The sequence below is a fragment of the Microbacterium sp. NFH-22A-Y genome, assembly GCF_021401375.1.
Lineage (GTDB): Bacteria > Actinomycetota > Actinomycetes > Actinomycetales > Microbacteriaceae > Microbacterium > Microbacterium hominis.
Genome location: NZ_JACBGF010000003.1, coordinates 653279 through 665265 on the forward strand (window position 1 = coordinate 653279; position 11987 = coordinate 665265).

At 69.8% G+C, this 11987-nt stretch carries 11 protein-coding genes; 1 reads left to right on the top strand and 10 read right to left on the bottom strand.

The window, feature by feature from the left end:
* Positions 1–53 precede the first annotated feature (53 nt).
* Positions 54–3524: a DNA polymerase III subunit alpha gene (gene dnaE, locus L0965_RS14170; protein ID WP_231734929.1), complete on the bottom strand. Its 3471-nt coding sequence runs from the start codon at positions 3522–3524 to the stop codon at positions 54–56.
* 152 nt (positions 3525–3676) lie between these two features.
* On the opposite strand from dnaE, the gene L0965_RS14175 reads away from it, so the two are divergent.
* Positions 3677–4150, top strand: coding sequence for an NUDIX domain-containing protein (locus L0965_RS14175; RefSeq protein ID WP_060958740.1), 474 nt, complete (start codon positions 3677–3679; stop codon positions 4148–4150).
* Positions 4151–4153: 3 nt separating this feature from the next.
* On the opposite strand, the gene L0965_RS14180 is transcribed toward L0965_RS14175, so the two are convergent.
* The 9 genes from L0965_RS14180 to L0965_RS14220 form a co-directional block, all read right to left on the bottom strand.
* A complete protein-coding gene (locus L0965_RS14180) occupies positions 4154–5851 on the bottom strand; it encodes a long-chain-fatty-acid--CoA ligase (RefSeq protein ID WP_101306476.1) in 1698 nt (565 codons plus the stop codon).
* Positions 5852–5912: 61 nt separating this feature from the next.
* Complete coding sequence (locus L0965_RS14185) at positions 5913–6830, bottom strand: RluA family pseudouridine synthase (protein WP_061781712.1); 918 nt, start codon at positions 6828–6830, stop codon at positions 5913–5915.
* Positions 6830–7435: a signal peptidase II gene (locus tag L0965_RS14190; RefSeq protein WP_198553623.1), complete on the bottom strand. Its 606-nt coding sequence runs from the start codon at positions 7433–7435 to the stop codon at positions 6830–6832. The genes L0965_RS14185 and L0965_RS14190 overlap by 1 nt, the downstream gene beginning before the upstream one ends.
* Before the next feature lie 5 nt (positions 7436–7440).
* Entirely contained in the window at positions 7441–8037 is a 597-nt protein-coding gene (locus L0965_RS14195) for a DivIVA domain-containing protein (RefSeq protein ID WP_060958744.1), read from the bottom strand.
* A 107-nt stretch (positions 8038–8144) separates the two neighbouring features.
* A complete protein-coding gene (locus L0965_RS14200) occupies positions 8145–8447 on the bottom strand; it encodes a YggT family protein (protein WP_060958745.1) in 303 nt (100 codons plus the stop codon).
* A 2-nt stretch (positions 8448–8449) separates the two neighbouring features.
* Positions 8450–8917: a cell division protein SepF gene (locus L0965_RS14205; protein WP_060958746.1), complete on the bottom strand. Its 468-nt coding sequence runs from the start codon at positions 8915–8917 to the stop codon at positions 8450–8452.
* 32 nt (positions 8918–8949) lie between these two features.
* A complete protein-coding gene (locus tag L0965_RS14210) occupies positions 8950–9642 on the bottom strand; it encodes a YggS family pyridoxal phosphate-dependent enzyme (protein WP_101306478.1) in 693 nt (230 codons plus the stop codon).
* Positions 9639–10790, bottom strand: coding sequence for a cell division protein FtsZ (gene ftsZ / locus L0965_RS14215; protein WP_060958862.1), 1152 nt, complete (start codon positions 10788–10790; stop codon positions 9639–9641). The genes L0965_RS14210 and ftsZ overlap by 4 nt, the downstream gene beginning before the upstream one ends.
* Before the next feature lie 165 nt (positions 10791–10955).
* Positions 10956–11987 carry an FtsQ-type POTRA domain-containing protein gene (locus L0965_RS14220; protein WP_101306479.1) on the bottom strand — a complete coding sequence of 344 codons (1032 nt, stop codon included), beginning with the start codon at positions 11985–11987 and terminating at the stop codon, positions 10956–10958.

Here is an 11987-nt window from a genome sequence, read left to right on the forward strand (position 1 = left end):
CGCATCCTTCCGGATCAGAACTCGACTGCGATCCTACTCGGACCGTCGCGGCGTCAGCCGAGACATTGCGGTCCGAGAAGGCCCTTCAGCTCACCGTAGAGATCGACGGTCACGCGCACCTGGGCGGGCACCTCGAACACCTTCGCCACGCCGCTCTTGTGGAGTTTGAGCGTCACCTCGGTGTCGCCCGGATGCCGCGAGAACACCTGGGCCAGTTCGGTGACGATCCGCTCGGTGGCGCGATGTTCCGGCATGAGGAGCACGAGCGAGCCGGTGGCGTCCACGGAGCCGAGGTCGGGCGAGAACGCGGACTGACCGTGCAGGTTGAGGCCGTCGTCGCGCCGCGACACGCGCCCCCGCACGACGAGGATGCTGTCCGCCACGAGCATCGACTGGAACTCCGTGTAGGTCTTCCCCATGAACATCACGGTGACCTCACCGTCGAAGTCCTCGACGGTGATCATGCCGTACGGGTTGCCGCTCTGCTTCGCGACGCGGTGCTGCACGCTCGTCACGAGCCCGGCCACCGTCACGATGTCGCCGTCGTTGATGTCGTCGGAGGAGAGCAGATCGTGGATCGAGAGCGACGCGTGCTTCGCGAGCGGGATCTCCAGGCCGGCCAGCGGGTGATCGGAGACGTACAGGCCGAGCATCTCGCGCTCGAAGGCCAGCTTGTCCTTCTTCGTCCACTCGGGCCGCGGCGGCACCTTCGGCGGGACGACTTCCTCGGCGGCGTCGTAGAGACTGTCGAAGTCGAACCCGATGGCGCCCTGGGCCTCGTTGCGCTTGCGGTCGACGGCGGCCTCGACGGCATCCTCGTGCACCTCGAGCAGCGCGCGACGCGTGTCGCCCATCGAGTCGAAGGCGCCCGCCTTGATGAGCGACTCGACGGTGCGCTTGTTGGCGACGTGCATCGGCACCGTGTCGAGGAAGTGGTGGAAGCTCGAGAAGCCCTCCTCACCGCGCGCCTCGACGATGCCGTCGACGACGTTGGCGCCGACGTTGCGGACGGCACCGAGGCCGAAGCGGATGTCCTCGCCGACGGCCGCGAAGTAGCGGATCGACTCGCTCACGTCGGGCGGGAGCACCCGGATGCCCATGCGGCGGCACTCGTTGAGGTACACCGCCATCTTGTCCTTGGAGTCGCCGACGCTGGTCAGCAGGGCGGCCATGTACTCGGCCGGGTAGTGGGCCTTGAGATACGCCGTCCAGTACGAGACGAGTCCGTAGGCCGCGGAGTGCGCCTTGTTGAACGCGTAGTCGGAGAACGGCAGGAGGATGTCCCACAGCGCCTGGACGGCCGCCTCGCCGTACCCGCGCTCCTTCATGCCTCCGGAGAAGCCCTCGTACTGCTTGTCGAGCTCGGACTTCTTCTTCTTGCCCATGGCGCGACGCAGGATGTCGGCCTGTCCGAGCGAGAACCCCGCCACCTTCTGCGCGATCGCCATGACCTGCTCCTGATAGATGATCAGGCCGTAGGTGGTGTCGAGGATGTCGCGCAGCGGCTCCTCGAGCTCCGGGTGGATCGGAGTGATGGGCTGCTGACCGTTCTTGCGCAGCGCGTAGTTGGTGTGCGAGTTCGCGCCCATGGGACCGGGGCGGTACAGCGCGATGACGGCCGAGATGTCCTCGAAGTTGTCGGGCTTCATCAGCCGCAGCAGCGCCCGCATCGGTCCGCCGTCGAGCTGGAAGACGCCGAGCGTGTCACCGCGGGTGAGCAGATCGTAGGCGTCGCGGTCGTCCAGAGTCAGGTGCTCGAGGTCGAGCTCCTCCCCGCGGTTCAGGCGGATGTTGTCGAGCGCGTCGGAGATGATCGTCAGGTTGCGAAGGCCCAGGAAGTCCATCTTGATCAGCCCGAGGGCCTCGCACGACGGATAGTCGAACTGGGTGACGATCTGGCCGTCCTGCTCGCGGCGCATGATCGGGATGATGTCCAGCAGCGGCTCGCTGGACATGATAACGCCCGCCGCGTGCACGCCCCACTGACGTTTCAGACCCTCCAGACCCAGCGCGCGATCGAACACCGTCTTGGCCTCGGGGTCGGTGTCGATGAGCGAGCGGAACTCGCTCGCCTCCTTGAAGCGCGGGTGGGCGCTGTCGTACATGCCCGACAGCGGCATGTCCTTGCCCATCACCGCCGGAGGCATGGCCTTGGTCAGCCGCTCCCCCATGCTGAACGGGAAGCCGAGCACGCGGCCGGCATCCTTGAGGGCCTGCTTCGACTTGATGGTGCCGTAGGTGACGATCTGCGCGACGCGTTCGGAGCCGTACTTCGCGGTCACGTAGTCGATCACCTCGCCGCGGCGACGGTCGTCGAAGTCGACGTCGAAGTCGGGCATGGAGACGCGGTCGGGGTTGAGGAAGCGCTCGAAGATGAGGCCGTGCTCGAGCGGGTCGAGGTCGGTGATGCGCATGGCGTACGCGACCATCGACCCGGCGCCCGAGCCGCGCCCCGGACCCACGCGGATGCCGTTGTCCTTGGCCCAGTTGATGAAGTCGGCGACGACGAGGAAGTAGCCCGGGAAGCCCATCTGCAGGATGATGCCGGTCTCGTACTCGGCCTGTTTGCGCACCTTGTCGGGGATGCCGCCGGGATAGCGGTAGTGCAGCCCCGCCTCGACCTCCTTGATGAGCCAGCTGTCCTCGGTCTCCCCGGCGGGAACCGGGAAGCGCGGCATGTAGTTGGCAGAGGTGTTGAACTCGACCTCGCAGCGCTCGGCGATCAGGAGCGTGTTGTCGCACGCCTCGGGGTGATCGCGGAACAGCTGTCGCATCTCGGCGGCGGTCTTGATGTAGTAGCCGTCGCCGTCGAACTTGAACCGGTTCGGGTCGTCGAGCGTCGAGCCGGACTGGACGCAGAGCAGGGCCTCGTGCGCGTCGGCCTCGTGCTGGTGCGTGTAGTGCGAGTCGTTCGTCGCGACGAGCGGGATGTCGAGGTCCTTCGCCAGCCGGATGAGGTCGGTCATCACGCGACGCTCGATCGAGAGGCCGTGGTCCATGATCTCGGCGAAGTAGTTCTCCTTGCCGAAGATGTCCTGGAACTCCGCCGCCGCCGCGCGCGCGGCGTCGTACTGCCCGAGTCGCAGCCGGGTCTGCACCTCGCCGGAGGGGCACCCCGTCGTGGCGATGAGCCCCTTGCCGTAGGTCTGGAGCAGCTCGCGGTCCATCCGCGGCTTGAAGTAGTAGCCCTCCATGCTCGAGAGCGAGCTGAGCCGGAAGAGGTTGTGCATGCCCTCCGTGCTCTGGCTCCACATCGTCATGTGCGTGTAGGCGCCCGATCCCGACACGTCATCGCTCTTCTGGTCGGGCGAGCCCCACGCGACGCGCGACTTGTCGCTGCGGTGCGTGCCGGGCGTGACGTAGGCCTCCAGGCCGATGATGGGCTTGACCCCCGCCGCCTTGGCCGCGTTGTAGAACTCGAACGCGGCGAAGGTGTTGCCGTGGTCGGTCACCGCGATCGCCGGCATCCCGTACTCGGCCGCCGCCTGGGTCATGGCGCCGATCTTCGCCGCCCCGTCGAGCATCGAGTATTCGCTGTGCACGTGCAGATGAACGAAGGAGTCGGTGGCCACCCATCGAGTCTACGAACACCGCCGACATCGCCGGCGGGACGCTCGGGGCTGCGCGTCAGCTCACCTCACCCTCAACCTGAGGGTGAGAGACCTAGGCTGAGCGTATGGCCACCCCCGAGTTCGTCCTGTCCCTCCGTGAGAAGATCGGCGGCGCCCCGCTGCCGCTGGTGGGAGTGACGGCCGTCGTCTTCAAGGACGAGAAGGTGCTGCTCGGAAGACGCGCCGACAACGGTGCCTGGCAGAGCGTCTCGGGCATCGTCGACCCCGGCGAGGAGCCCGCGGACGCCGCCGTCCGGGAGTGCCGCGAAGAGGCCGGTGTCACGGTGCGCGCGACGCGGCTCGCGCTCGTGCAGCAGCTGCCCCGCATCACGTACGCCAACGGCGACCAGGTCGACTACCTCGACCTCGTGTTCCGCTGCGACTGGGTCTCGGGCGAGCCCCATCCCGCCGACGGGGAGCTCACCGAGGTCGGATGGTACGGGCTGGGCGAGCTCACCGACGTGGAGCAGGCCCACGTCCGCAAGATCGCACTCGCCCTGGCCGAGGACGATCCGGCCGCCTTCGCGGGCGGCCGCTGACCGTCACGGCCGCCGGCGCCGGAGGACCTCCTCGCGCACCTCGCGGCGGATCACCTTGCCGACGAGCGAGCGCGGCAGTGCGTCGAACTCCACGACCGCCCGCGGCACCTTGTACGCCGCCAGATGCGCCCGCGTGAACGCGCGGATCTCGTCGGCGTCGAACACCGACCCCTCCCGCATCACGACGGCCGCCGTGACCGTCTCCGAGCCGTCCGAACGGGGGATCCCCACGGCGGCCGCGTCCGCCACATCCGGATGCAGCAGCAGCGCGTTCTCCACCTCGCTCGGGCTGATGTTGAAGCCACCGCTGATGATCAGCTCCTTGAGCCGGTCGACGACGGTCACGAATCCGTCGGCATCCACGGCCACGATGTCACCGGTGCGCAGCCATCCGCCCGCCAGGAGCGCGGTCGCCGTCTCGCCGGGCTGGTTCCAGTACCCCTGGAACACCTGCGGACCGCGCACGAGCAGCTCCCCCTCCTCACCGACCTGGAGGTCGCGTGCCGGATCGGCGGGGTCGACCACGCGGATCTCGGTGCTCGGGAACGGGACGCCGACCGTTCCGGGCCGACGCCGCGGCCCCATCGGGTTGCCGAGACTGATCGGCGACGACTCCGTCATCCCGTAGCCCTCGACGATGAGACCGCCCGTGGCCTCCTCCCACCGCAGCACCGTGGACGGCGGCAGCGACATCGCCCCCGAGATCGCGTTGCGCAGACTCGAGAGGTCGACGCCCTCGCGCGCCGTCGCCCGGGCGAGGGCGTCGTAGATCGGCGGGACGGCGGCGAGGAAGGTCGGCGGCGTCCGCCGGATCGCGTCCAGCGTCATCCCCACATCGAAGGTCGGGAACAGCACGATGCGGGCGCCGACCGACAGCGCCGTCGTGAGGCACAGCGTGAGCCCGTAGGCGTGGAAGAGCGGGAGGACCGCGTAGAACACCTCGCGCCCCGGCACGAGGTCGGGCACCCACGCGGCGGACTGCGCCGCGTTCGAGCGCAGATTGCGGTGGGTGAGGATCGCGGCCTTCGGAGTCCCCGTGGTGCCGCTGGTGAACTGGAGCGCGGCGACGTCGTCCACGGCGGGACGGGGGTGTCGCCGCGCGAGCGGACGCGACGAGGCGAGCTCCGCCCACGCGCGCACCCCCTTCGCCCGGGGACGCGCCGAGAGTGCGTTCCGCGCGTCGCGCGCCTTCTTCACCGGCAGCCGCAGCGCCAGGCGGGTGCGGCGCGGCATCGCGTCGATCATGCGCACGGCGACGATGTGGTTCGGACGGATGTCCGCGGGGAAGTCGGCGACGGTGTCCGCCACGGCATCCCACACGACCGCCACGCGCGCGTGGTGCACCTCGAACTGGTGCCGCAGCTCCGGTGCCGTGTAGCGCGGATTGTGCTCGACGACGATCGCCCCGAGGCGCTGCACCGCGTAGAACGCGACGATGTGCTGGGGGCAGTTGGGCAGGATCAGCGCCACGCGGTCGCCGGCGACCACGCCGAGTCTGCGCAGGCCCTCCGCCGCACGCGCGACCTCACGCCCCAGGTCGCGGTACGTCGTCACGGCCCCGAAGAACTCGAGCGCGGGCCGGCCCGGATGCGTGCGGACCGCCTCGTCGAGCATGTCCGGAAGGGTCTGTGTGACGGGCTCGATCTCCGACGGCACCCCCGGCGTATAGGAGGACAACCAGGGACGTTCGGAGAGAGTCACTCCCCCAGCCTAGGCACCGGCATGTACGCCGGTCGGCATGGGACCGGCGTCCGACCCCGCGTCAGCCGCGCAGCACGTCGAGCGCGTGGGCCAGGTCGGCCGGGTAGTCGCTCGAGAACGTGACCCACTCCGTCGTGGCGGGGTGCGAGAACGACAGCTCGTGCGCGTGCAGCCACTGCCGCGACAGGCCGAGCCGCGCCGAGAGGGTGGGGTCGGCCCCGTACAGCGGATCGCCGACGCAGGGATGCCGGTGCGCCGCCATGTGCACGCGGATCTGGTGGGTGCGTCCCGTCTCGAGGTGGATCTCCAGCAGCGCGGCCGACGGGAACGCCTCGAGCGTCTCGTAGTGGGTGATCGAGTCCTTGCCGTCGGGGGTCACGGCGAACTTCCACGAGTGGGAGGGATGGCGGCCGATCGGCGCATCGATCGTGCCCGCGAGGGGGTCGGGGTGGCCCTGGACGACGGCGTGGTAGATCTTGTCGACCTCGCGCTCCTTGAAGGCCCGCTTGAGCGCGGTGTACGCGCGCTCCGTCTTGGCGACGACCATGAGGCCGCTCGTACCGACGTCGAGGCGATGCACCACACCCTGGCGTTCGGCGGCGCCCGTCGTGGCGACCCGGAAGCCCGCCGCGGCCAGCGCGCCCAGGACCGTGGGTCCCTCCCAGCCGAGCGACGGATGCGCCGCGACGCCCGCGGGCTTGTCGACGACCACGATCTCGTCGTCGTCGTAGACGATCCCGAGGTCGGGCACCGCGAGGGGGACGATCTCCGGCTCGCGGCGGTCTTCCCACTCGAGCTCGAGCCATCCCCCGGCGCGCAGACGATCCGATTTACCGAGCGGGCGCCCGTCCATCCGCACGCCGCCGGCTTCGGCGACCTCGGCCGCGAAGGTGCGCGAGAACCCCAGCATCTTGGCGAGGGCGGCATCCACCCGGACGCCGTCGAGACCGTCGGGGATGGGAAGGGTGCGTGACGGCATCAGTCCTCGCGCAGCCCGGTGGGCGCGTCATCGGCGTCGGACGCCGCCGGCGCGGTCGCGTCGCCGCGGCGCTCACGCGTGCCGTCGAGGCGCACGCCGACGACCACGAGCAGGGCGACACCGATCATCATCGTCACGATGAACATGTCGGCCACGTTGTAGATGGCCGGGTTCATGCCGAGCCACATCCAGGGCGTGTTGATGAAGTCGACGACGTGACCGACCAGGAACCCCGGGTCGCGCAGCACGCGATCGGTGAGGTTGCCCAGGATGCCGCCGAGCAGCAGGCCGAGGACGATCGCCCAGACACGGGAGCGCACGCGCATCACCGTGAGCGAGACGATGACCAGCGCGGCGACGGTCATCACGACGGTGAAGATCCACGTCTGACCCTCGAGGAGCGAGAACGCGGCGCCCGGATTCCTCGTCAGATAGAACTGCAGGACATCGCCCCACACCGCCACCGGTTCCTGATACGGCAGCGACGTGAGAGCCAGATGCTTGGTGAACTGGTCGGCGGCCAGCACCAGCGCCGCGAGGATCGCGACGAGGGCACCGGCCGCCGCCCTGTTCAGGGTCTTGTGCTGAGGGGACGGGTCCGTCACCGGGCTCAGGAAGCCGAGACCGGCGAGGCGCCCGAGGTGGTGCCGGCGACGTCGAGGTCGCGCAGCTTGTCCTCGATGAAGCCGCGCAGCTGCGAGCGGTAGTCGCGCTCGAACTGGCGCAGCTCGCTGATGCGGCTCTCCAGCGTGACGCGCTCCGCCTCGAGGCGGGCCATCTCGTCGCGGCCCTTGGCCTCGGCCTCGGCCAGGATCGACGCGGCCTTGGACTGGGCCTCGGAGATGAGCTTGTCGCGCTGGGCCTGGCCCTCGGCGACGTGCTCGTCGTGCAGGCGCTGAGCGAGCTCGATGATGCCGGCGGATGCCGCGACGCCACCGGCGGCGGGAGCCTCCGCAGCGGGCACGGCCTCCACGACGGCGGGAGCCGGCTCCTCGACGACCGCAGCCTCGACGACCTCGGCGGGAGCGGCTTCACCGGACTCGTACGCGGCGAGCTTGGTCTTCAGCTCTTCGTTCTCGGCGATGGTCTTGCGCCACTCGACGACGATCTCGTCGAGGAAGTCATCCACCTCGTCGGGGTCGAAGCCCTCCTTGAACCGCACGTGCTGGAACTGCTTGGTGACGACGTCTTCCGGGGTCAAAGCCATGGTGTTTCCTCTTTCGGGGCTCACGACGCGGGCCGATTCGGTCGGCCCGCCATCGGCGAACCGTACTGATCAAGCATAGTCGGCGCTCGTGGGGCGTGCGACGGGGGCTACAGGCGCTCGATCACCCGGACGATCGTGAGCAGCACGAAGCAGCTGAGCATCGTCACCGGGAATCCGAGGTCGAGAGCGATGGGTCCGAGCCGCAGCGGAGGGATCAGCCGACGGAAGAACCGCAGCGGCGGATCGGTCAGCGTGAAGACGGCCTCGGCGAGAACGAGCCCGAAGCCCCGCGGCCGCCACTGACGGTTGAACATCGGGATGTACTCGAGAACCAGCCTCGCCAACAGCACGAGGATGTAGATGAGGAGAAGGACGTCGACGACGAAGGCCGCCAGGCGCACGATCTCCACGACTACTGCGAGAAGGGTGCGGACTCGGGGTCGGCGTTCGCCACCGACCCGTCACCGGAGATCGCGACGTTCTCGGGCGACAGCAGGAAGACCTTGCTGGTCACGCGCTCGATACGCCCGTACAGGCCGAGGGAGAGTCCGCTCGCGAAGTCGATCAGTCGACGCGCGTCGGCGTCGCTCATCTGCGACAGGTTGATGATCACCGGGATGCCGTCGCGGAAGTTCTCCGCGATGATCTGCGCGTCGCGGTACTGCTTGGGGTGCACCGTGAGGATCTCGCTGACGGTGCCGGCGGTCGGCTGGCGGACGACGGCGGGACGGTGCAGGGGCGTCACGGGAGCCGCCTTCTCGATCGGGCGGTCGCTCGTGCGCTCACGGCGCGCAGGCGTCTCGGCGGCGGGCTCTTCGTAGACCTCTTCCTCGTCGGCGAGGCCCAGGTACACCATGGTCTTCTTGAGCGGGTTCGACATCGCATTCCTCCGTTTGCTCGTCTGGTCTGAGGCTAGCCGCGGTCCGGTCGCGGTCCCGTGATTGCCGTGCCGATCCGCAGGTGTGTCGCGCCGGCGGCGATCGCATCGGCGAAGTCGCCCGACATCCCGGCGGACATCCACGACGCGTCCGGGACGACGCGTCGTACGGTCTCGCCCGCCGCCGCGAGACGCGCGAACGCCGCGCCCGGCGCCTCGTCGAGGGGTGCGACGCCCATGACGCCGCGCACGCGCAGCGACGGACAGCGATCGGCGGTGTGCGCGGCGAGGGACTCGACCTCCGACGGCGACACGCCTCCGCGGCCGGGGTCGGAAGTGAGGTTGACCTGGAGGAACACGTCGAGCGGCGCCCCCTCGGGATCGGCGGCGTGCAGCGCGTCCGCGACGCGGTCGCGGTCGACGGAGTGGACGCAGTCGGAGGCCACGCGCACCGCGCGGGCCTTCTTGGTCTGCAGCTGCCCGATGAAATGCCAGCGCAGCCCGTCCAGCGCGGAGCCCTCGAGTTCTGCGCGCTTCGCGGTGAGCTCCTGCTGGCGGTTCTCCCCCACGTCGCGCACGCCGAGCGCGGCGAGATCGGTCACGAGGCGCGCCGGGTGGAACTTCGTGACGACGATCCGCCTGATCTCGCCGGGGTCGCGCCCGACCGCCCTGGCCGCGTCCGCGAGGCGGGCGTCCAGGGCGGTCAGGCGTTCGGCGAGAGAGGTCACTTCAGGAAGTCGGGGATGTCCAGGTCATCGTCGCCGTAGACCGAGTCGTACGACTCGGCGACGGGTGCCGACACCGTGACCGGCTGCTTCTCCTCGACGGCGGCGATCTCGCGCGCGGCATCCTCCGCGGGCACGGACGGCAGCACGGGCGCCGCGGCCGCCGGGCGCGCCGCCGTGATCGGCTCGATGCGCGTCTGCGGTTCGCCCCCGTCGAAACCGGCGGCGATGACCGTGACCCGGACCTCGTCGCCGAGCGTGTCGTCGATGACCGTGCCGAAGATGATGTTCGCCTCGGGGTGGGCGGCTTCCTTGACCAGCTGGGCCGCGTCGTTGATCTCGAAGATGCCGAGGTTCGACCCACCCTGGATCGAGAGCAGCACACCGTGCGCACCCTCGATCGACGCCTCCAGCAGAGGCGATTCGACGGCCAGCTCGGCGGCCTTGATCGCCCGGTCGGCTCCGCGCGCGGAGCCGATGCCCATGAGAGCGGAGCCGGCGCCCTGCATGACGCTCTTGACGTCGGCGAAGTCGAGGTTGATCAGACCCGGCGTCGTGATGAGGTCGGTGATGCCCTGCACACCGGCGAGGAGCACCTGGTCGGCGGTGGCGAACGCCTCGATCATCGAGATGCCGCGGTCGCTGATCTCCAGCAGACGGTCGTTCGGCACGACGATGAGGGTGTCGACCTCTTCCTTGAGCTTCGCGACGCCGGCCTCGGCCTGGCTCTGGCGGCGCCGACCCTCGAAGCTGAACGGCTTGGTGACGACACCGATCGTCAGCGCGCCGATCGACTTGGCGATGCGGGCGACCACGGGGGCACCGCCGGTTCCCGTCCCACCGCCCTCGCCGGCCGTCACGAAGACCATGTCGGCTCCCGCGAGAGCCTCCTCGATCTCCTCGGCGTGATCCTCGGCGGCGCGGCGGCCGACCTCGGGGTCGGCCCCGGCGCCGAGCCCGCGCGTGAGCTCGCGGCCCACGTCGAGCTTGACGTCGGCGTCACTCATCAGCAGCGCCTGGGCGTCGGTGTTCACCGCGATGAACTCGACACCCCGCAGCCCGAGCTCGATCATCCGATTGACGGCGTTCACGCCGCCGCCGCCCACACCCACGACCTTGATCACCGCGAGGTAGTTCTGGTTCTGGCTCATGCCGGCCTCCATTGTGTCCCGAACCCTGACTGCTAAACCTTGAACCTCTAGTTGAGGTTTAAAGAATTGCTCAGTATGCAATTCCTTGATTGAAGGTATGCGGCAGCGAGGCCCGCGCCCGCCAGGCACGGGGCGTGTCGCGCAGAAACGCGTCGGGACCGCGTGTCAGCGCACGACGACGGCCGTGGCCGACGAGACGTCGTAGCTCGACACCTCGGACGGCGGCCGGGCGGCCATGATCGCCGCGAGGCTCTTGGCCTTCAACACGGAGTCGTCGGCGTTGCCCCAGACGACGGTCGTGCCGGTGCCGCCCAGGGTGAGCGTGACGTCGTTCGCCGAGGTCGCACTCATCGCGGTGACCTGGTCGCGGATGTCGGTGGGCAGCGTACGGAAGACGGTCCCCACGGCGGTGAAGGCGGGCGAGGAGAGCCCTCCCTCCACCGAGAGCACGGGATGACCGGCGGCAGGTTGCGGGGTCGTGGAGAGCGCCACCCCGGCGGCGTCGACGAGGGTGTAGCCGGCCGACGACGGGATCGAGCCGATCGGCGTGCGCTCGACGATGCGGACGACGAGCTCGTGCGGCGGCCGGGCCTCGAGCGTGTAGGACTCGACGAGGGGGAAGGTCACGAGCGCCGCTTTGACGGCCGAGGAGTCGACGAGGGGCAGAGGCGTGCCGATCTGGCCGGCCAGCGCCTGCTCGACGGCTCCGGCGTCGAGGGTCGAGGCGCCCACGACGCTCACCTTCTCGACCGCGAAGAGCGGGCTGTATGCGGCGCCCAGCGTGCCGAGCACCAGCAGGAGGACGGCGGCGCCGACCCCGAGCCAGATCATCCGACGGCGGCGCTGACGCGCCGTGAAGCGCCGCACCTCCGCGCGCAGGGCGCGCCGCCGGGCGCGTGCCGCCGACCACACGTCGCGGACGCCGATCGCATCGGCATCCTCGGCGGCCTCGGGTGTCGACCCGGGCGTCGCCTCGGTCACCGTCGACATCGGCGCACGCTCGGACGATCCCACCCACAGCGGGGTCAGCGGGGCCGTCGCATCGGCGTCCTCCACGGGGTCGGCAGCGGCACCGGCGTCCTCGCCCCGACGCGGCGGATCGACACGGCGCACGGTCGACGCGTCGACCTCATCCGCGGTCGCCTTCGCGGCGGCCGGGTCCTGCTCCGGCGCCGGCAGCGGCGTCGGCCGGCGCAT